Here is a 20,223-nt window from a genome sequence, read left to right as displayed (position 1 = left end):
GTTTATATACGCCCACCATGCTCGGTAAAAAATTGTCGCAGAGGCCCATGCTCGTCCTGCAGCAACGGCGCCAGTGATTTGTACCGGGTCTCTTCCGGTGACATCGCCTCCACCGCAGCCTGCAGTGCGGCAACACCGCCCTCGATCAGCAACAGATCTTCCAGCGGATTGATCGACACACGAATGGTAAATACCACCGCGCCGGTTTTCGGCAGTCGGCGCAGCGACTGTCGCTCGATCCGCAGGTATGCCCGCTGATTTTTAGTCTCGCCGGTTCCCGATGAATCCACGCTAACGCCGCCACGTTGCAACAATTCTGCCGAAGTCACCAGCGACCAGTTGCCCCGCCATACCGGATACGCCGGCTTCAGGTGATCGAAAAAGCGTGCGACCTGGGCTGACAGTTTGTTCTGGAATCCGGGTACCGGCCTGTGAATCGCATCCAGTGGCCGCCCGATCTTCTCTTCCAGCCGCCAGTAACTCGGCGCCGTCAGTGACGCGGCAACCAGTACATAGCCGTGCTTGCCCGGTTGCAGCAGACAGATATCGTCCGCAATCCAGCCACTGGCATCCCACAGGGGTTCACCACTTGCAAGCTGGGAGGCCAGGCCCGTCCAGTAGAGGGCTTTGCCATCCGCCTGCCAACGAAGGGGGCCAGCGGATGTGCACGCGTAACCTGCGTGGTCGTTGATCAGATGTTGATACAGCCGCTCCCCCAGCTCTCGCTGAGCCGGCAGCGATTCTGGCAGCTGGGCATAGACTTTGTCCCCCAGCACGCGACGGGCGGCAATCTTGTGGTGGTGATAGTGCGGGAGTGTGTGACAGGGCAATACCCAGTGGCGTGTATCGAGCCTGTTGAGCCCCATATGCACCACCTCGGGCGTATCGAGAAAGGGAATACAGGAAAACGGTGCAGAGAAATCCTGCGCAAAGCGGCGCTCGGGCAACGCCTCACCGTCACCACCCGCGCCGGCAGCGACGAGTAGTGACGGCCTGTCAGCCATGACAATGGCCAAACCGTGACATCTTAGTGCGCAGTCGCCATCTGGGCAGTGCGCGCCTGCTGTAACGCCGCCAGATCCTGCACCCAGACGATGTCGGAAAGGTCCGCGTTTTGCCCGGTATATTCCCGTAGCGCAGTGCCCACTCGAGCCAGGTCATCGGCAGCGGTCACCTCTTGCAGGGGCAGCGCGATCCAGGCCTGACCGTTCTGATCAATCACAGGCTTCGCCGACCGCTCACCACTGTGCTGGCTGTCATCGGCGGAGGTGATGTGGCGGTCAATCGCGGAGGAGCCACCCGCCGGCAGATAAATGGTGCCATTGGTAAAGTCCACGGCAAATGCCACGATGCCCGGCAGGATACCGAACAGCAGTGCCGCTCCGTCCAGGATCACCACCACCGGGTCGACCCGGCCACCACTCTGCCCTTTGCGCTCCGGGTACAGGAAATAACCGCAGGCGGTCAGATTCATTACCATGGTCAGCAGACAGGTCGCCGCGAGACCGCGCGTGAGAGATCGATTCGATGGGCGATTCATAGTACGTATTCCTTAGCAGGTGCCGGCCACCGCAGGGCCGGACAATTCAAAATCCGGGGTCCGCAAGGATACCTGATTTCCCAAACCTGCTGAAAGTGGCGCCATATCATTCATTGTGCGCCAGGTCGCAGGCATTGCGGGACATCCTCGGTATTCTTGAAAGGAAGCTGTACCGAATACACCTTGCCTTCTCACCCTCATACTCTTTTGGCTTTCGGAGATTTCCCATGCCCAGTGTTCTGCTCCCACTTCTGCGCCCATTGGCGCTGACATCGATCGTCCTGCAGATCTGCCTGCTCGCGGCCTGTGCCGCCCCCGGGCGCACTCCCGACGAGCAACGCCAGCATATTGTGCAAACCGAGCGCGAAGTGCTGGAGGAACTCTACCGGTTGAAGCCGGCCTTGCGCAGCGAAGTGGCTCAGGCGCCAGGGTACGCCGTGTTCAGCAATATCAACGTCAACCTGCTGGTTGCCAGTACCGCCAGTGGATACGGTGTTGTCGTAAGCAAATCCGGCAAGCGTACCTATATGAAAATGGGTGAAGTGGGGGTTGGCCTGGGATTCGGGGTAAAAGACTTCCGCGCCCTGTTTATCTTTGATTCCGCTGAAGTCATGCAACGCTTTGTGGAATCCGGCTGGACCTTTGGCGGCCACGCGGACGCCGCCGCCAAATCCCAGGACAAAGGCGCTGCCGTCGGCGGAGAGGTCGTGGCCGATGGCATGCGGGTCTACCAGCTCACGGAAAGCGGTATCGCGCTGCAGGCGACGGTGAAGGGCACCAAATACTGGAAAGATGCCGCTTTGAACTGAGTCCGACCACAGGCCCGTGCGCTCTGCCGGCGCGCGTCACAGCGGGCGGTATTCCGCCCGCGGCCCCGCCATCCCAAGTCCTAACCTGCTTCACCTGTCTAATAGTCAATTGAATCTGCGCCAAGTTGGGCGTCCGCCCCCTGGCAACCTCAAAAGACTGCCTAAACTTTAGTCAGCACCTGCTGAGGAATGTCAGGGAGCAGTACAACATTTCTGAAGGTGTGTTAGTGGTTCACACCGAGCATTTGACCAGGGCAGTGAGAAGTCGTCATTGGTCCGACGCCAGAAATTTCAGGGAGCAGTAGTCTCGGCAGGTGCCGCCAAGGATTGGCAGAGGCGCGACGTCCGCGAGGGCGTCGCGCCTTTTTATTTGCCGGTTCCCGCAGAAAATTCCCACGGGAAATTGCCCCCCGGCTACAAAATTTTCATCTCGAAACTTGCGCCCCCACAGATATTTCCTTCAAGCTGCCTTGGACTATCCTGATTTCCAGGCCCGACGCTGTATCCTGCACCCCGTTCGACCACTGGCTCGCGGCACCGTGCCGAAAACCTGAACAAAATCACTGCGGAGTCTACGCATGCATATCAGCAGCGCTTTCGATAGCGGCAATATCAAAGTCATCGACAAAAAATCGAATCCCATCGAGCTGGCGATCCGAATCGACAACCAGTCCGATTTTTACCAGTGGTTCCACTTTCGCCTCGACGGTGAAGTGGGCAAGCAGTACCCACTGCGTATCAACAATGCCGGCAAGGCAGCCTATCCGGAAGGTTGGGAAAACTACCGGGTATGCGCGTCCTACGACCGCCACAACTGGTTCCGCATTGACGCGCAGTATGACGGCAAGGTCCTGGACTTCACGGTACAGCTGGAGCAACCGGCTATTTATCTGGCCTATTTCGCCCCCTATTCCTGGGAGCGGCATCTCGACCTGCTGGCCTGGGCACAATCCGATGAACGGGTGCAGTCCGAAACCCTCGGCCTGACGCTGGACGGACGCGATATGACGCTGCTCACCATTGGTGATGCGGACAAAGCAACGCGCAAAGTGTGGATGATCGCCCGTCAACACCCGGGAGAGTCCATGGCCGAGTGGTTTGTCGAGGGCTTCCTGGAAACCCTGTTGGACGAAGCCAATCCGGGCGCACGGCAACTATTGCAGGACACCGTTTTTTACGTGGTGCCCAACATGAATCCCGACGGCAGTGTGCGCGGCCACCTCCGTACCAACGCGGCCGGAGCCAACCTCAACCGGGAATGGCAATCCCCAAGTATGGAAAAGAGCCCCGAAGTCTATCTTGTGCGCGAGCGCATGCTGGCCACCGGCGGCGACATGTTCCTGGACATTCACGGAGATGAAGCGCTGCCATTCAATTTCGTGGCCGCCTGTGAAGGTATTCCCGGCTACGACGAAAAACATGCAGCGCTTGAAAAGGTATTCAAGGAATCTTTTGTCAACGCCAGCCCGGATTTCCAGACGGAGCAGGGTTACCCGCTGGACAAACCCGGTGAGGCCAATATGACCGTGGGCACCAACTGGTGCGGCCATCAGTTCCGCACTCTGGCGCTGACGCTGGAAATGCCCTTCAAAGACAACGACAACCTACCCGACCCCATTGAAGGCTGGTCACCAGCACGCTGCCGTCAACTGGCGCGGGATATGCTCACTCCCATTCGCGAAACACTTGCCTATATGAATGGCAATGGATGACAGCACCAGAAACCCGGACAGCATAGAAATAACAAAAGGAAATAGAATGCTTAAATCGTTACCCTGGCAGCGGCTTGCTCTGCCGTTTGCGCTTGCCGCGATCACCACCATATCCGCGTGCACTAAGGATGAGAGTAAGGATGAGCCCACGAGCAGTCTCGGGGCATCCTCCCCCCAGAGTGAAACCGCGGAACGCACGCTACCCCCACCCCAGGAGATGCCCACGGTTGAGCCCATTACTGAGCCGAAACTCAGTGATGCCGAAAAAGCCGAAGTGGCCGAGCTGGCAAAAGATCTGCACACCCATATCGCGGTATTGGCTTCCGATGAGTTTGAGGGGCGTGCGCCCGCAACCAAAGGTGAAGAACTCACCGTCAACTATCTGGCGAATGCATTCAAGAAGCTGGGCCTGAAACCGGGAGCCACCGATGCAGAGGGCAATCCCAGCTGGTTCCAGTCGGTGCCGGTGGTCGAAATGCAGATCGAAACCACGCCTCTGGAGGTCAAGGGCGAAGGTTTTGAGAAATCCCTCGACGCCCTGACCGACATGGTCGCATTTACTCAGCGCCAGACCGCAGAAAGTAAACTGAGCGATAGCCCTCTTGTATTTGTCGGCTACGGAATCGTCGCGCCGGAAAACGACTGGAATGATTACGCTGGCCTCGACATGAAAGGCAAAACGGCGGTGATTCTGGTCAATGATCCGGGCTATGCCACGCAGGATAAGAACCTGTTCAATGGCAATGCGATGACCTATTACGGCCGCTGGAACTATAAATTTGAAGAGGCGGCGCGCCAGGGCGCGGAAGGTGCCATCATCATCCATGAGGACGGTGCCGCCGGCTACCCCTGGGAGGTCGTGAGTGGCAGCTGGTCCGGTGCTCAGATCAGCCTCGCTGCGGAGAACAGAAACGCAGACCGCGTTGCGGTGGAGTCCTGGATGACCACCGCTGCGGCCAAATCCCTGTTTGACGCGGCGGGCCTGGATTTCACTGCGGAAATGGGAGCGGCTAAACAACGTGGCTTCCAGCCCAAACCGCTGAACCTGACCGCCAGTATTGCCCTGAAAAATAAAGTCCGCACCTCGGATTCCCGCAATGTGGTCGCCAAGGTCGAGGGCAGCAAGTACCCGGATGAAGCGGTCATTTACACCGCACACTGGGACCATCTGGGTGTGGGTGGACACGGTGAAGGCGAGGATCATATTTACAACGGTGCCGTGGACAATGCCACGGGTACCGCCGGTCTGCTGGCCATGGCACGCCAGGTTGCCAAGCTGCCGGAAGCGCCGCGGCGCTCCATGATCTTCGTGGCGGTTACCGCAGAAGAGTCGGGCCTGCTCGGTTCCAAATACTATGCAGAAAATCCGGTTGTGCCCCTGGAGAAAACCGTTGCCGGTATCAATTTCGACGCCATGGGCGTGCTTGGCCCCATGCGCGATGTGATCGTTGTCGGCTACGGCAACAGCGAACTGGAGCAATTGCTGGAAAAAGCCGCCGCCAGACAGGGGCGCTACCTGGCGCCGGAAGACCACCCTGAACGCGGTTACTTTTACCGCTCAGATCACTTCAGTCTGGCGAAAAAAGGCGTACCCATGCTGTATTTTGATTCCGGAACGGACAGTTTCGAACACGGTCGCGCATGGGCACAAAAGAAAGCGGCCGAGTACGGTGCCCACGCCTATCACAAGCCCGCCGATGAGTACGACCCACAGTGGAACCTGGAAGGTGCCGCACTGGATCTGGCCCTGGGACTGGACCTGGGTCTTGAGCTCGCTAACAGCCGCGACTGGCCAAACTGGTATCAGGGCAACGAGTTCCGCGCAGCGCGCGACAAGAGTGCGGACGCGCGTTAATAAAAGGAAATTGCGGCTTGTCCGCGCGATCAAACACAATAAGGGCGCCCGGTGGGGCGCCCCTTTTTTTTACCTACCCACACTCAATCCTTATCTTCGAGCAGGCTGCGCCGCTCTTTGTACGACAGCGCCTCTTTTTTCGCTACCAGCCAATAGGTCACACCCAGCGCCAAGACCGCCGCTGCGATACCGAGGATATAGTCGGGTGTCGTATCATCAAGGTCCAGCACAATGACTTTCCGCGCAATCGCCATTAGCGCGGTTGCCACCACCAGCTGAATCGGGATTACGTTGGAGCCGAGATACAGGCGAATATTGATAAATATCTCGATGGAAATCAGCACCAGCATGATCGCGCCGAAAACATCGAATAGATCATTGTGGTTCAGAATCAGAAACGGTGCCGAATGCAGCCTTTGGTACACCACCCACACAACATCCGCCACGCTCCATACGATCACCAGAGCCATCACCACAGACAGAAAGCGCACCGAACTGCGGATAACCACATGCAGGAATCGAATCAGCGGATCTTCGTGCTCCGCCGGTAGCTCCTCATGGATCATGGTCGGGCGTTCCTGCTTGTCGGACATACGCTGCTCTCGGGTCAGGGAGTTGCCCCATAGTTATAGCGCACCTGACGTGGCCCGGTGACATACACCACGCTACTCTTGGCCCTGTCTGTTGCCCCTGGGTGACAGGCACCCATAAAAAAACCCGCTGCAAGCAGCGTAATGCTGTTCACTTAAGCATTGCAGCCTAAGGTGGGGCCCCGGAAAATCCGGTTTCCAGATCAGGAAACCGGATTTTTTTGTGTCTCTTCAGCAGTCTCTCTTCGATATTGATGCCCTCCAGTCCTTCTGTGACCTGAGTACCTTCACCCAGAACATTCCCGTTGAATGGGTGGATTCCGCTCTGCAGTTATCCTCGCAAGCCACTATTCGCCGCCGTCGACTTCCCGCCGATCAGGTACTCTGGCTCGTGCTGGGCATGGCCCTGTTCAGGAATGAACCGGTCTCAGAAGTTGCCCGCAGGCTCAATATCTGTGCTCAGGGGCTCGCGAACGATAGCCTGTTGGCCCCAAGCGGGGTATCAAAGGCGCGACAGCGTCTTGGTGCTAACCCCGTTCAGTGGCTATTTCAACGTACCGGGGTGCACTGGGGACATGAGCGTTACCCCGAAGATGAATGGCGAGGATTGCAAGTTCTCGCTGTCGATGGCGCGCTGTTGCGCACTCAAGATACTCCTGAGCTGCGAGATCATTTTGGCTCCGGTAACACGAGCACAAACCGGCAAACTCCGTACCCTCTTATGCGCCTGGTTGCTCTAATGAACGTACGTTCACATGTACTTCTGAATGCAGAGCTAAGCCCTTACCGACGCAGCGAAATACGCCTGGCCGATGAGTTTATGAATCAGGTGCCGGAAGCCTCCGTAACCCTGTTTGATAAGGGTTTTTGGAGTGCAGACCTTTTGCTGCGGTGGGCGGATCAGAACACGCAACGCCACTGGCTGATCCCCGAGCGCAAAGGCCTGGTCAGTGAGACAGTGGAGGTCTACAACAAAAATGATCGACTACTGCGAATGAAGGTCTCCCCCCTGGCTCGGAAGCGCAATCCGGCCCTTCCCGAGTACTGGGAAGTTCGAGCAGTGAGTTACAAGCATAATGGCAAAAACAAAACGGTATTTACCTCGCTACCGGCAGATACTTACGGCACTAAAGCCGTCGCGAAGCTCTACCAAGAGCGCTGGGAAATCGAAATCGGCTTCCGTGACATCAAAAGTTCCATGCAGCACAACGCCGTCACCCTACGTAGCAAGACCGTGGAACTGGTTTATCAGGAAGTGTGGGGGCTACTGTTGGCGTACAACGTGATACGTCGAGAGGCAAGCCAGGCAGCGGTCGCTCACGGGGGAAACCCAGCCAGGATACGCTTTAAGTTCGCATGCCAGTATATTGCTGCGCAGCTGATTGTCATGGCCGCGGCTCAGCCATTATCAAGGACTGGAGCGCGCTTATCGGAGCTTAGGGCGGGGATTGGGAACCTGTTTTTAGAGGACCGTCCTCGGCCTTCTAGGCCGAGGACGGTAAAGATCAGCAAAACCCGCTATCCGGTGAATCGTCGTGCTGCTCCGCTTAAGTGAACAGCATTACGCTGCAAGCAGCGGGCTTTTTTTGCTGAGGAACAGGCCTATGCTCAGGCGCTGACTCCCGCCTCCACCTTTTTGAGCTCTTCGTCACGCAGCTCTCGGCGCAGAATCTTGCCCACATTGGTTTTTGGCAGGTCTTCCCGAAACTCGATGTTTTTCGGCACCTTGTAGGCCGTCATGTTCTCGCGACAGTAGGCGACGATTTCTTCTTCCGTCAGGGAGTTGTCCGCCTTCACCACAAACAGCTTGACCGTTTCGCCAGTACGCTCGTCCGGGATGCCTACCGCGGCGGCTTCGGTCACTTTCGGGTGTGCGCTGACGATGTCTTCGATTTCGTTCGGATAGACGTTGAATCCAGACACGATAATCATGTCTTTTTTGCGATCCACAATCTTGATGTATCCGTCGTCCTGAATCACCGCCATATCGCCGGTTTTCAACCACCCTTCAGAATCAATGGTCTCGGCGGTCGCTTCCGGACGCTCCCAGTAACCTTTCATTACCTGGGGACCACGCACGCACAACTCACCCGGAGTGTTGTTGGGCAGATCATTACCGTTCTCGTCGATTACTTTCACTTCGGTATTGGGAACGGCCTTGCCCACGGTCCCCAACTGCACCGCTTCGGCGGGGTTAAAAGACACAACCGGTGAAGTCTCCGTCATACCGTAGCCTTCGGTGACCACGCAACCAGTCATCTCTTCCCAGCGTTTGGCGGTATCCCGGGTCAACGCCATACCACCAGACGCCGTGGTGTGCAGCTTGCTGAAGTCCAGGTTGGCAAAATCCGGGTTGCGCATCAGGCCATTGAACAGTGTGTTCAGCCCCACAAAACCGGTGAAGCGGACTCCCTTCAGGGTCTTTACGAACGCGGGAATATCCCGCGGATTGGGAATCAGGATCGAGTGGTTGCCGGTGGCAAACAGCGCCATACAGTGAATGGTAAACGCGTAAATGTGATACAGCGGCAGAGGCGCGATGTAGATTTCCTCGCCCTCTTTCATGGAGTCACCCAGGGCCTCGCGCACCTGCTCCATATTCGCCACCAGATTGCGATTGGTCAGCATTGCGCCCTTCGCCACACCGGTGGTTCCGCCGGTGTACTGCAGCACCGCGATATCGTCCGCGGTACGCTGCACGTCCTGATGCGGCTGTTTGGCGCCCGCTGACATGGCGTCACGGAAATTCACCTGATTCTCAAAGTGGAAGTCCGGAACCATCTTCTTGATGTGCTTGGCAACGGTATTGATCAGAACCCGCTTGAGTGGCGGGTGCAGATCGGCAATTTCGGAAACAATCACCTGCTCCACGGAGGTCTCGCCAATCACCGCCGCGGCAGTGTCGGCAATGTTCGCCAGCACCACCAGCGCCTTGGCACCGGAGTCATTCAGCTGATGCTTAATTTCACGCTGTGTGTACAGGGGGTTGGTATTGACCACCACCATACCGGCGCGCAAGGCACCGAACACCGCTACCGGGTATTGCAATACATTCGGGAGCTGTACGGCGACGCAATCGCCAGGCTTGAGGTTGGTGTGGTTCTGAAGGTAGGAGGCAAATTGGGCACTGAGCCGATCAATGTCACCAATGGTGAGTGTCTGCCCCAGGCAGGTAAATGCCGGGCGCTCTGCATATTTGGCCGTGGCACTGGTAAACACGTCAAGAATGCTGCGTTCGATGTCCAACTTGTTTCTCCCAATACTGTTGTTTTTGTGGTGTCACCCGCCAAACGCGGCCTGCCGCACTCGCAATGATTCGAGCTGGGACAGATTCACAAGACTGGCAGATTATCGGCGAGTTCGCGGACTGATGATACCTCACCGGGCGATCCAGTCCGTTTATAGTCGAAATCCGCAGTGCTGATCTGAGCAGACGGGTAATTATTGTAAGTTTTGTTAGTTATCTGGTGAATGTTACTGCGAGAGGCAAATAAGCCGCCTGAATTTCATCGTAAACCGATGACCGGCGGTCAAATAATTATTGTTGCGCCGGGTCCCTCCCCTGGCGGGCGTCTCTCAACAGGTCCCCTTCCCGGCGCCTTTCCACCAGAGAGCATGCGCCGAGATGCGAAGCGGGTTTTCTCCCGGAAGAGAAACCCCGGCGAAATCAGTGGACCGCGAACAGGTCGGCCAGTGCCGCCGCCAGTTCGCGATTACCGGTATAGCGGATATCGCCCAGCAGAAACGCGTGCCGCGCGCTTAACTGACCATCGATAATGTCCCGCAGGGTGTTGTAGGACATTTCCAGATCCAGATCTGGCGCTTCAGCCAGCCCCGAGACCTGCTCCGCCTCAATTACGGCCACTTCTTCCCGGCCCCTTTCGGCCGGCCCCCTGCGCGCAACGCGCAGGTAAAAATCGCTGCCATCCGACAATCGAAACTGTACTCGAGTGGTCTGAGGCAGACAAGTAAGCAGCCGCAAGCGCTCGAGAATGTGCGCCGGTAATTGCATCATCACTCCGGAAGTTCGGAAGTCCGCCGTTAACCGCCGTTGGCAAACGCGGATTCAAAAACACCGCCGCTGTTACCAGGGGCGGTGTTTTCCAATCATGTCACTCAGAATACGAAGTGTTCCGCGTCCAGGCCCATGAGGTTGTCAGCACCGCTCTGCATGGCACTGGCGTGGGTCGCAGTGCGCGGCAGAATACGGTCAAAATAGAAGCGCGCAGTGGCAATTTTCGCACGGTAGAAGTCTTCTTCACCGGTGCCCGCCTGCAGCTTCTCGTCAGCGGTTTTTGCAGCCAGTGCCCACAGGTAAGCCTGTACCGCATAGCCGGAATACATCAGGTAATCCACGGAAGCAGCGCCGACCTCGTCAGGGTTTTCCATGGCTTTTACACCGATGTTCATGGTCAGCTCGCCCCACTCCTTGTTGATTTCCTGGAGCTTGGCGACATACGGCGCCAGGGCTTCGTTGTCCACTTCCGCCTGACAGAACTTGTGCACAATTTTGGTGAATTTGCGCAGCAGCTCGCCCTGACTCATCAACACTTTGCGGCCCAGCAGGTCCAGTGCCTGAATGCCGGTAGTACCTTCGTAGATGGTGGAGATACGGCTGTCGCGGACGTTCTGCTCCATGCCCCACTCAGCGATGTAACCGTGGCCGCCGAAACACTGCAGGCCCAGGTTGGCAGACTCATAACCGGTTTCGGTCAGGAACGCCTTGGCGATCGGCGTCAGGAACGCCAGCAGGTCATCGGCGTCTTTGCGCTCTTCATCGGTCTCTGCGGCATGGCTGCGGTCTACCTGCTGCGCACACAGCAACACCAGCATACGACCACCTTCAGAGAAGGCTTTCTGGGTCAGCAGCATGCGGCGCACATCCGGGTGTACGATGATCGGGTCAGCGGCACCCTCCGGGTTCTTCGGGCCGCTCAAAGAGCGCATCTGCAGACGGTCTTTGGCGTAGGCCAGAGACTTCTGGAAGCCCGCTTCCGCGTGAGCCACGCCCTGCAGTGCAGTACCCAGACGCGCGGTATTCATAAAGGTGAACATGCAGTTCAGGCCTTTATTGGGCGGGCCAATCAGGAAGCCTTTGGCACCGTCGAAGTTGAGCACCGCAGTAGCATTACCGTGAATACCCATTTTGTGTTCCAGAGAACCACAGGTCACGCCATTGCGCTCACCCACAGAGCCGTCTTCGTTAGGCAGGAACTTCGGCACGATAAAGAGGGAAATGCCCTTGGTACCCGCCGGGGCATCTGGCAGGCGCGCCAGAACGATGTGCACGATGTTCTCGGCCATGTCGTGCTCACCGGCGGAGATAAAGATCTTGGTCCCAGTGATGGAGTAGGAACCGTCGTCGTTGGGTTCAGCCTTGGAGCGCAGGATACCGAGGTCGGTACCGCAGTGCGGCTCGGTCAGACACATGGTGCCGGTCCAGGTACCTTCCACCAGCTTGGTCAGGTAGGTTTCTTTCTGCGCGTCGGTGCCGTGGGCTTCCAGGGTATTCATGGCGCCGTGAGACAGGCCAGGGTACATACCCCAGGACCAGTTGGCGGTGCCCACCATTTCACTCAGGATGGTACCGAGAGAAGGCGGCAGGCCCTGCCCCCCATGCTCGACCTTGTGCGGCAGGGATGGCCAGCCGGCTTCCACGAACTGCTGATAGGCTTCCTTGAAGCCCTCCGGGGTGGTGACTTCGCCGTCGTTCCAGGTACAACCCTGCTGGTCGCCCACCTGATTGATCGGCGCGAGGACGTTTTCACAGAACTTGGCACCCTCTTCCAGGATGGCATCCACCACGTCGGGGCTCGCATCTTCGTAGCCCAGCGCTGCATAGTGCTGGTCCCAGTTCAGCAGCTCACGCATGGAAAAACGCATGTCGCGCAGCGGAATTTTGATCTCGCTCATCCTGAATACCCTCTTTAACGATTTTTACACTCGATTTCTCGCGCCCTCTGCCCGTGTTCAACGCGAACCAGGCGGGGCAGCGCATGGGAAGCACGGCGAGATGCCGTGACTCAACTATTCGTTTTATTCATATTAGTAGCAAATTACCAATAGTCACTATGGCGAAAAGTGTCCAAAGCACTAACAAAATACGGCGACGATTTGGGCTAAAAATCACTGACGCTCAGGTCACCAGAGCGGTGCGGAACCACAGGATCAACCAGGGAAACAGTAAGGAAAGGCGCGCCGCGCGGATTCAGTTTGCCGCCGCCCCGCGCGGGCTCTTGCGATATTCTCCCGGGGTCACGCCGGTCCATTTCTTGAAGGCGCGGAAGAAGGCGCTGGCCTCATCGAAACCGAGCATCTCGGCGATCTGAGTATTGGACAGATCCGGGCAGCTCAGATAGTGGAACGCGGCCTCCATGCGGCATTCGTCCTTGAGTTTCTGGTAAGAGGTGTTTTCCTGCTGCAGTTTGCGCCGCAGGGTGGTGACCGACATGTTCAGGCGCTCGGCAACCGCCTCGGCCGGCGGCATGGACTCGCTCACATCGCGATTGAGGATGGTTTTGACCTTGGTCTTGATGCTGTTGGCATTGCCGTCGCTGATCACCAGGTGGTAAGGCGCGGTGCGGATAAAATCCTCCACCGTCTGGGGGCTCTGCACAATGGGGTAGTCCAGGTAACGACTTTCATACTCCAGGGCATTGGCAGGCTGATCAAATAGCAGCTCGCCGGCCTCGCTCTGCGCCAGAGTCTGGAACTCTTCCGGGCAGGGAAACGAAAAATGCAGTTTGGCCAGTGGGATTTCACGGCCCACCAGCCAGCAGTAGAAACGGTGCCACACCGCCAGTGTGGTGCGAATGACGCCCGGGGTTGTCTCAGCGATCAGTTGATCGAACTCGCCCTCTTTCACGGAGCTGATGCCCACAATCACCACTTTGTCGCGATCCCCTTCCGGCGCGAGCACAGGCTTGACCCGGAAGCCGCGGCAGATTTCCATAAACTCTGCACTGAGGGTGATGGCCTGGCGTACCGTGGCGCAATTCACCACCGTCAGGCAGAGCAGTCGGAACGAGCCGGAACGCACCCGGCCGCCGCTGAGCATGCCAAACCATCCATCCTGCGCCAGCCACATGACCCGCTGGTACAGTCGCCCGTACTTTACTGCGGAAAACGCCGCGGTATCCGCCAGCTCGCCCTCGGAAATATCTACCGACGCCAGTAGCTCCGCCCGGTCGCAACCGTGCCTGGCCGCCTCATCCAGCAGGCGCTGGACATAGGCAATGGGAATACGGATATCGTCACTCTGGCTTGGGTTGAGGCTGGAAACCGACGGACTGTCGCTGGCCATAATCTGCCCTTGCCTAGCGGTCGTCGTTGCGACGATCGTCGCGCTGATCATTTCTGCGCCGCAACCAGTTCAGCAGCGCACCGAAACCGAATGCCACCGCCACGATCACCGCGAGAAACACCAGCATCAGGATCAGGTAGCTGAATACATCCGCCACCGGCAGGTCCCAACTCCAGATAGCCGCGGCAATGAAGGCAATACAGGCGAGTACACTGGTAATAAACGAACGGCGGCGTTTCTGGGCCATAACAAAGCACTTTCAACGGGGAATGAACGATTGGTCGGCGGCATTCGCCGACACTAGGATTCAGGTGTTACGCGGGGCCCCAGAGAAGAGAAGCTCACAACACCTCGCCGAGTGCCCGGGACCCGGAGTTCCGATCTCTCTAATACTATAACCAGAGCGATGGATTTTACCGGGTCACAGGTGCCACCACCGCTGGCGGACACGCTGTGCGCAGACCTGCAAAATCGGGACCGGGTATTCCCGTGTCCACATGGCGCCGAATCCTGCAGGAATGGTCATGGGCTGTCAACGCAGCCCGACCGATTGAGGATCCGGCGGACCCGACCAGGGAGAATGCCATGCACAGACGACACTTACTTCGCAAAGCAGACAGATCGATACTGCGCCGGCTTGGCATCTGGGTCGAGTGCATGATGCTCGTCGCCGGCTCCATTCTGCTGGGCATTCTGCTAATGGCCTGACCCATCCACGATCCCCCCTTCGCTCAGGCGCGCGGGATCGAGTAACTTCTCCAGCTGCGAGCGGGGCAGATCCGTCATTTCCTCAGCCACATCCAGCACCGGGCGTCCGGCTTTATACGCCGCTTTGGCGATCTCTGCCGCCTTGGCATACCCGATTACCGGATTCAGCGCCGTCACCAGTATCGGGTTGCGCGCGAGCGCTTCCTGCATGCGCGACGCATTTACCGAAAAGTCGCCGATGGCCTTGTCCGCCAGCATGCGCGACGCATTGGCCGATAACTGGATACTCTCCAGCAGACTGAAGGCGATTACCGGCAACATGACATTCAACTGAAAGTTGCCGCTCTGGCCGGCCACGGTAATGGTGGTGTCGTTGCCCATCACTTTCGCCGCCACCATGGCAACGGACTCAGCAATGACCGGGTTCACCTTTCCCGGCATGATGCTGCTGCCCGGCTGCAATGCCGGCAGCGCTATTTCACCGACACCCGCCAGCGGTCCACTGTTCATCCAGCGAAGATCGTTGGCAATTTTCATCAGCGCCACCGCCAGGGTTTTCAGCTGACCCGACACTTCCACCGCCGTGTCCTGACTGGAGATTGCCGCGAACGGGTTATCTGCGGGGCGCGGCGAGATGCCGCAGGCGGCGCCGAGTTTGCGCGCAAACACTTCGGCAAAGTCTTCGTGCGCGTTCAGGCCTGTTCCCACCGCAGTGCCTCCCTGCGCCAACTGCTCCAGGCGCGGCAGCACATCCTCGAGACGCGTGCGACACAGTTTTATCTGCGCACTCCAGGCAGATACTTCCTGCGCCAGCGTGATGGGCACCGCATCCATCAGGTGCGTACGGCCGGTCTTGACGACATCCGCCACGGCCTCCGCCTTGCTATCCAGCACCTCACACAGGTGTACCAGAGACGGTAACAATTGATTCTGAATGGCCAATAATGCAGAGAGATGAATGGCTGTGGGAATGACATCATTGCTGCTCTGACACATATTGACGTGATCGTTGGCACCAATGGTGAGGCCACTTTCCTCACTGGCGAGATGGGCCAGCACCTCGTTCACATTCATATTGGTACTGGTACCGGAGCCGGTCTGGAACACATCCACCGGAAACTGCCGGGCGTAGTGCGCATCGGTCAGGCTGTCACAGGCCCGGATGATCGCGCGCGCCTTTTCTTCTTCCAGAATACCAAGTGACCGGTTTGTTTCCGCCGCAGCGCGCTTGATTGCCACTACCGCCCGCACAAACGGCACGGGTAACGCGTAATCACTGACCGGAAAATTATCGACCGCGCGCTGGGTCTGGGCCCCGAACAGCGCATCTTGTGGAACGCGGATTTCGCCGAGACTGTCTTTCTCGATCCGGAATGACCCGGCATTCTCGCCCGGTTCATCGAAGGGTGGCTTGCGCACGGAGCAGGACCTCCTGGAAAGCACAGATGAAAGAAATGCGACACCGGCGAAACACCGGTTCAGAGTAATCTGATACAGAGTAATGTGTGGTGACGGGATCTGGCAATTGCCAGGGCGCAATCAGACGCTGACGCGCCCTTCCTGGGTCCACTCGCAGCGCACCTGCATATCCCCACTGCCGGGTTCGTGAAACAGGCCGGCGGCTTCCCAGTTAAACGAGTGCGTACCCGAGAGCTCCGTCTCCAGATGCACCGTGGCCGACACCCAGTACATACTGCGCAACAGCTCTTCGAATTTCTGAATCCAGTGATTCCATTCATATTCGACAGCGCGATAGGAAGCACCAAAATGGATCACGTCGGTCTGGTACTGGGATTGCTTGACCTTGATGGTCGGGATCGAAAACATGTCGCGACACAGGAACGGCCACTCGTCCGCACTAGGTAGCGCCAACACGGCTTCCCGATTGACCCGGCGGCGATCGCTGCCGCCCGCCAGGCTGTTGCTGTCTTTGATACAGCCGTAAACGATGGATTCCTGATCGCCCTGAATCACGCTGCGCTAACCCCTACGCTTCTCCCGCAGCACGAATGTGTTGTCAGCGGGCCAATTCAATTAATGCTCCGCCAACTGTAACGGCGCGACCGGGATAATTCTACTGCCAGATGACGGCAAATTTTCGACCCGATCGCATTTCAGGCAGATCGTTTAAATTTCGATGCCCTGTTCCCGCAACATGACCATCAGCTGCTCTTCATCCAGTACCGGCAAATCCAGATCCCGCGCTTTGTTCAGTTTGGAACCGGCGCCGGGCCCGGCCACTACGGTGTGGGTATTGGCCGATACACTGCCGGCGACTTTGGCGCCCAGGCGCTGGAGATAATCCTTGGCCTCGCTGCGCGACAGGGTCTCCAGCTTGCCGGTGAGCACCCAGGTCTGACCGGCCAGAGGCTGACTGCCGGCTTCCTGCACTTCCGCCTCCCAGTGCACACCGGCCTGCTGTAGCGCGGCGATCTCTTCGAGATTGTGTGGCTGCTCAAAAAACTCCGCCACATAATGGGCCACGATCGGACCGACATCCTCCACCTGCTGCAATGCCTCGGTGTCCGCCTGCATCAGTTGCTCCAGGTCGCCAAAATGCCGCGCCAGGTTGCGCGCGGTAGCCTCCCCTACCTCGCGAATACCCAGCGCATATAAAAACTTTGGCAGGGTGGTATTTTTACTGCGCTCCAGTGCATCGAGCAGGTTCTGGGCAGACTTCTCCCCCATCCGCTCCAGTGCCACCAGTGGCTCAAGAGAGAGGTGGTAGAGACCCGCGACCGACTTCAGCAGCCCCTCGTCCACCATCTGCTCCACAAGCTTGTCGCCGAGTCCGTCAATATCCATGGCTTTGCGCGAGGCAAAATGCTTGATTGCCTGTTTGCGCTGCGCACTGCAGATCAAGCCACCGCTACAGCGGGCGACGGCCTCGCCGGGGGTCGCCTCTACCGGTGAATCACACACCGGGCAGTGGCTGGGAAACTCGATGTCGCGGGCGTCTTTGGGGCGCCGGCTCTCCACCACCGAGACCACCTGCGGAATCACATCACCGGCGCGCCGGATCACCACGGTATCCCCGATTTTTACGCCCAGACGCTCGATTTCATCGCGATTGTGCAAAGTGGCATTGGAAACCGTCACCCCGCCCACGAATACAGGTTCCAGGCGCGCCACCGGGGTTACTGCACCGGTACGCCCCACCTGAAACTCCACATCCATCAACTGGGTCATCTCTTCCTGTGCGGGGAATTTGTAGGCTGTGGCCCAGCGTGGTGCACGGGCAACAAATCCCAGCCGCTTCTGCAGCGAAATACTGTTTACCTTGAACACGATACCGTCGATATCGTACGGCAACTGTGCGCGCTTCTCGCCAAGTTTGCGGTAATAGTCGATACAGGCCTGAATGTTTTCCGCCACCGCCATTTCGCTATTGATCCGGAATCCCCAGCGGTTCAACTGCCGAAGAATTTCCGCGTGGGTCTCCGGCAGGTCGCCACCTTCCACCACGCCTACACTGTAGGCACACAGCTCCAGCGGGCGCTGGGCAGTAATGCGGGAGTCTAGCTGGCGCAGGCTGCCGGCCGCGGCATTGCGCGGGTTCACAAACGTTTTTTCGCCGGCGGCGCGGGCCTTTTCATTCAGCGACTCGAAACCCGCCTTCGGCATATAGATTTCCCCGCGCACCTCCAGTACTTGCGGTACATCCTCGGCAAGCAGTTTCAAAGGCACGGAGTAGATGGTGCGCACATTCTGGGTAATATCCTCGCCCACGGTACCATCACCACGGGTGGCAGCCCGCTCCAGTAATCCGTCGCGGTACAGCAGGCTCACCGCGATACCATCCAGCTTCGGCTCGCAGGCGTATTCCACCGGGGTACTACTGTTGAGACGCTCACGGATCCGGCGATCAAAATCTTCCATCTCCTCATCACTGAACGCATTGTCCAGCGACAACATGGGCATTTCGTGGCGGATCTGGGTAAACGCCGCAAGCGGCTCCGCACCCACCCGCTGAGTGGGTGAGTCACTGGTGACAAGCGCCGGGTACGCTTCTTCCAGCGCCTGCAGTTCACGCAGGCAGCGATCGTATTCCGCGTCGGGCAATTCCGGTGTGTCCAACACGTAATACTGATAATTGGCGCGGTTGAGAATCTCGTGTAGCGCGGATGCGCGGGACTGCGCGTCCGAAGGAATATTCTTTGTCATTGTTTTTCCGCAAAAATGGGGAATTCTTGCCGGTGTGTTAGAACGTGTTTTTTGTAGGAGCCTGTCTTGCGGATGAACTTGCAACTCTCAATCCGAGGTTTATTCGCCTGCAGCAGGCTCCTACAACAGGAAAGTGATCAGGCCTGGGCACGGGCAAGCGCAGTGCGGCGCTGGAATTCCATGACCCGCTGGCGGTAGTGCTCCGCAGTCTGCGCGGTAAACACACTGCGGTTCTCGTCTTTCAGCTCGCCGCCCAGTTGCTCGGCAATGGTACGCGCGGTAGACAACAGGGTGTCGAACGCCTTCAGGGCTTCCACTTCCGCGGGCAACGCCAGGAACAGACTTACCCCGGGAGTGGTGAAGTCTTCCATCTCCGACATATCAAAGGTGCCAGGTACCACAATATTCGCCAGACTGAACAGCGCAGGTCCCTCTCCCGCCTCGCCGCAGTGGTAGTGGAAAATATTCATGTCACCAAAGCGCATCCCACTGGACAACAGCACCCGCAACAGGTCATTGCCTTCGAAACAGTCGCCTGCGGGGGCCATGATATTGAGGATCAGGACTTCCTGTACTTCCCGCTCTTGCGACCCGCTATGGCCGCGCTTGCCGGACTTCTTCTTACCAGGGCTTTCCGCGTCTTCCACCCCATCGCGACCGGCGGCTTTTTTCAGGTCGGGGCCTTTTTTAAGTTCTGGAAATTTAATCTCCGGCAGTTTCAGGTCCGCCGGTGACCAGCCGGGCTTCTTCACCGGCGCTTCGGGTTCTTCCACCGGCGCATCGTCCGGCACCGACTGCAGAGATTCGAGGCTGATGGACTCGTCCAGAGAGGGTTCGCGGCGATCGGTCACCGGCGACTCATCGCCGGCGGAGGCCAGGCCGGCAACCGGATCCAGCTCTCCCTGATACTGCAGGCTGTCTTCTGAGGTGTATTCGGATGGCATATCACCGGCGGCTTGCGGTGCGATGTCCGGCTCCACCGAGTCCATCAGCATTGGCACCTGCTCCTCAAGGTTCAGCGAGGCCTGTTCCGGCACCTTGGCAGCACGCGTGGTGGTGGTCGATGGCGCGGGCACATCGGTGCGCATTTCGCTGCGCTCCGATACACGTTCAGGCTTGCTGCCCGCCAGAGGTTTACGGGATGACTGGAAGTTCTGCTGTACCTGGCGATTCACCTGACTCGCATCTTCCGGCTTGCGGCGTTGTACCACCCGCACGGTGCCAGGCAGTTCCGCGGAGATCTGGCGGCGCTTTTCCGCCTCTTCCGGATCGATGTATTCGAGCTCGGACTCACTGAGGGGGCTGGATTTTTCCGGCATCGGCGTGGCATCCGCCGCTTCCTTTACGGTGCGCGGGGTGGACAGAATATCTTCGTTGCCATCCTCCATTTCCTGACGCATGGAGCGAGCCAGGTTGCGGGAGACTTTTACCGAATCTTTATGCTTGAGATAGGCGCGGCGGGCACCATCGAGCACTACGCCCAGTAGCACCAGCGCCAGCAGATTGATCAGCCAGTTGTCCATAATTACATCCCTCTCCCTG

The 20,223-nt window shown here is 58.1% G+C and carries 17 protein-coding genes; 5 read left to right on the top strand and 12 right to left on the bottom strand.

What is annotated here, in order from left to right:
* Positions 1-2 precede the first annotated feature (2 nt).
* Positions 3-1,004, bottom strand: coding sequence for a heme-dependent oxidative N-demethylase family protein (locus tag LRR79_RS09925; RefSeq protein ID WP_231757060.1), 1,002 nt, complete (start codon positions 1,002-1,004; stop codon positions 3-5).
* 23 nt (positions 1,005-1,027) lie between these two features.
* Complete coding sequence (locus LRR79_RS09920) at positions 1,028-1,540, bottom strand: hypothetical protein (protein ID WP_231757059.1); 513 nt, start codon at positions 1,538-1,540, stop codon at positions 1,028-1,030.
* 227 nt (positions 1,541-1,767) lie between these two features.
* Here LRR79_RS09920 and LRR79_RS09915 point away from each other — a divergent pair, with 227 nt between their 5' ends.
* The 3 genes from LRR79_RS09915 (at position 1,768) to LRR79_RS09905 (ending at position 5,916) form a co-directional block, all read left to right on the top strand.
* On the top strand, positions 1,768-2,349 hold the full coding sequence (locus tag LRR79_RS09915; RefSeq protein ID WP_231757058.1) for a lipid-binding SYLF domain-containing protein: 582 nt from the start codon (positions 1,768-1,770) through the stop codon (positions 2,347-2,349).
* A gap of 578 nt (positions 2,350-2,927) precedes the next feature.
* The gene (locus LRR79_RS09910) at positions 2,928-4,061 is read left to right on the top strand and encodes a M14 family metallopeptidase (RefSeq protein WP_231757057.1); all 1,134 of its coding nucleotides are present in this window, start codon (positions 2,928-2,930) and stop codon (positions 4,059-4,061) included.
* A gap of 46 nt (positions 4,062-4,107) precedes the next feature.
* Positions 4,108-5,916: a M28 family metallopeptidase gene (locus LRR79_RS09905; protein WP_231757056.1), complete on the top strand. Its 1,809-nt coding sequence runs from the start codon at positions 4,108-4,110 to the stop codon at positions 5,914-5,916.
* An 83-nt stretch (positions 5,917-5,999) separates the two neighbouring features.
* Here LRR79_RS09905 and LRR79_RS09900 read toward each other — a convergent pair whose 3' ends face one another.
* Positions 6,000-6,509, bottom strand: coding sequence for a phosphate-starvation-inducible PsiE family protein (locus LRR79_RS09900; protein ID WP_231757055.1), 510 nt, complete (start codon positions 6,507-6,509; stop codon positions 6,000-6,002).
* Between the two features lie 247 nt (positions 6,510-6,756).
* Between LRR79_RS09900 and LRR79_RS09895 the strand changes: the two genes are divergently transcribed.
* On the top strand, positions 6,757-8,061 hold the full coding sequence (locus LRR79_RS09895) for an IS4 family transposase (RefSeq protein ID WP_407665244.1): 1,305 nt from the start codon (positions 6,757-6,759) through the stop codon (positions 8,059-8,061).
* Between the two features lie 53 nt (positions 8,062-8,114).
* On the opposite strand, the gene LRR79_RS09890 is transcribed toward LRR79_RS09895, so the two are convergent.
* From LRR79_RS09890 to LRR79_RS09870, 5 genes are all read right to left on the bottom strand, one after another.
* A complete protein-coding gene (locus LRR79_RS09890) occupies positions 8,115-9,752 on the bottom strand; it encodes an AMP-binding protein (RefSeq protein WP_231757053.1) in 1,638 nt (545 codons plus the stop codon).
* A gap of 421 nt (positions 9,753-10,173) precedes the next feature.
* Entirely contained in the window at positions 10,174-10,371 is a 198-nt protein-coding gene (locus tag LRR79_RS17380) for an SCP2 sterol-binding domain-containing protein (RefSeq protein WP_407665207.1), read from the bottom strand.
* 251 nt (positions 10,372-10,622) lie between these two features.
* Positions 10,623-12,419 (bottom strand): acyl-CoA dehydrogenase C-terminal domain-containing protein, encoded by a 1,797-nt coding sequence (locus LRR79_RS09880; RefSeq protein WP_231757052.1) that lies wholly within the window; start codon positions 12,417-12,419, stop codon positions 10,623-10,625.
* Positions 12,420-12,714: 295 nt separating this feature from the next.
* Positions 12,715-13,809 carry an AraC family transcriptional regulator gene (locus LRR79_RS09875; RefSeq protein WP_231757051.1) on the bottom strand — a complete coding sequence of 365 codons (1,095 nt, stop codon included), beginning with the start codon at positions 13,807-13,809 and terminating at the stop codon, positions 12,715-12,717.
* 13 nt (positions 13,810-13,822) lie between these two features.
* Positions 13,823-14,056: a hypothetical protein gene (locus LRR79_RS09870; protein WP_231757050.1), complete on the bottom strand. Its 234-nt coding sequence runs from the start codon at positions 14,054-14,056 to the stop codon at positions 13,823-13,825.
* Between the two features lie 338 nt (positions 14,057-14,394).
* On the opposite strand from LRR79_RS09870, the gene LRR79_RS17305 reads away from it, so the two are divergent.
* Positions 14,395-14,517: a hypothetical protein gene (locus LRR79_RS17305; RefSeq protein WP_255875435.1), complete on the top strand. Its 123-nt coding sequence runs from the start codon at positions 14,395-14,397 to the stop codon at positions 14,515-14,517.
* Here LRR79_RS17305 and LRR79_RS09865 read toward each other — a convergent pair.
* From LRR79_RS09865 to zipA, 4 genes are all read right to left on the bottom strand, one after another.
* Positions 14,506-15,936: a class II fumarate hydratase gene (locus LRR79_RS09865; RefSeq protein WP_231757049.1), complete on the bottom strand. Its 1,431-nt coding sequence runs from the start codon at positions 15,934-15,936 to the stop codon at positions 14,506-14,508. The two genes, LRR79_RS17305 and LRR79_RS09865, sit on opposite strands and share 12 nt — an antisense overlap.
* Positions 15,937-16,056: 120 nt before the next feature.
* Complete coding sequence (locus LRR79_RS09860) at positions 16,057-16,491, bottom strand: hypothetical protein (protein WP_231757048.1); 435 nt, start codon at positions 16,489-16,491, stop codon at positions 16,057-16,059.
* A 153-nt stretch (positions 16,492-16,644) separates the two neighbouring features.
* A complete protein-coding gene (ligA, locus tag LRR79_RS09855; protein ID WP_231757047.1) occupies positions 16,645-18,681 on the bottom strand; it encodes an NAD-dependent DNA ligase LigA in 2,037 nt (678 codons plus the stop codon).
* Between the two features lie 137 nt (positions 18,682-18,818).
* The gene (zipA, locus tag LRR79_RS09850) at positions 18,819-20,204 is read right to left on the bottom strand and encodes a cell division protein ZipA (protein WP_231757046.1); all 1,386 of its coding nucleotides are present in this window, start codon (positions 20,202-20,204) and stop codon (positions 18,819-18,821) included.
* Positions 20,205-20,223: the final 19 nt, after the last annotated feature.

This window comes from Microbulbifer elongatus (assembly GCF_021165935.1).
Classification (GTDB): Bacteria; Pseudomonadota; Gammaproteobacteria; order Pseudomonadales; family Cellvibrionaceae; genus Microbulbifer; species Microbulbifer elongatus.
The sequence above is the reverse complement of the archived record's forward strand: the minus strand, read 5'-3'. Positions and strand labels throughout refer to the sequence as shown.

Coding starts and splice junctions, on each gene's coding strand:
- LRR79_RS09925 (WP_231757060.1), bottom strand. CDS start 1,004: ATGGCTGACAGGCCGTCACTACTCGTCGCTGCCGGCGCGGGTGGTGAC.
- LRR79_RS09920 (WP_231757059.1), bottom strand. CDS start 1,540: ATGAATCGCCCATCGAATCGATCTCTCACGCGCGGTCTCGCGGCGACC.
- LRR79_RS09915 (WP_231757058.1), top strand. CDS start 1,768: ATGCCCAGTGTTCTGCTCCCACTTCTGCGCCCATTGGCGCTGACATCG.
- LRR79_RS09910 (WP_231757057.1), top strand. CDS start 2,928: ATGCATATCAGCAGCGCTTTCGATAGCGGCAATATCAAAGTCATCGAC.
- LRR79_RS09905 (WP_231757056.1), top strand. CDS start 4,108: ATGCTTAAATCGTTACCCTGGCAGCGGCTTGCTCTGCCGTTTGCGCTT.
- LRR79_RS09900 (WP_231757055.1), bottom strand. CDS start 6,509: ATGTCCGACAAGCAGGAACGCCCGACCATGATCCATGAGGAGCTACCG.
- LRR79_RS09880 (WP_231757052.1), bottom strand. CDS start 12,419: ATGAGCGAGATCAAAATTCCGCTGCGCGACATGCGTTTTTCCATGCGT.
- LRR79_RS09875 (WP_231757051.1), bottom strand. CDS start 13,809: ATGGCCAGCGACAGTCCGTCGGTTTCCAGCCTCAACCCAAGCCAGAGT.
- LRR79_RS09870 (WP_231757050.1), bottom strand. CDS start 14,056: ATGGCCCAGAAACGCCGCCGTTCGTTTATTACCAGTGTACTCGCCTGT.
- LRR79_RS17305 (WP_255875435.1), top strand. CDS start 14,395: ATGCACAGACGACACTTACTTCGCAAAGCAGACAGATCGATACTGCGC.
- ligA (WP_231757047.1), bottom strand. CDS start 18,681: ATGACAAAGAATATTCCTTCGGACGCGCAGTCCCGCGCATCCGCGCTA.
- zipA (WP_231757046.1), bottom strand. CDS start 20,204: ATGGACAACTGGCTGATCAATCTGCTGGCGCTGGTGCTACTGGGCGTA.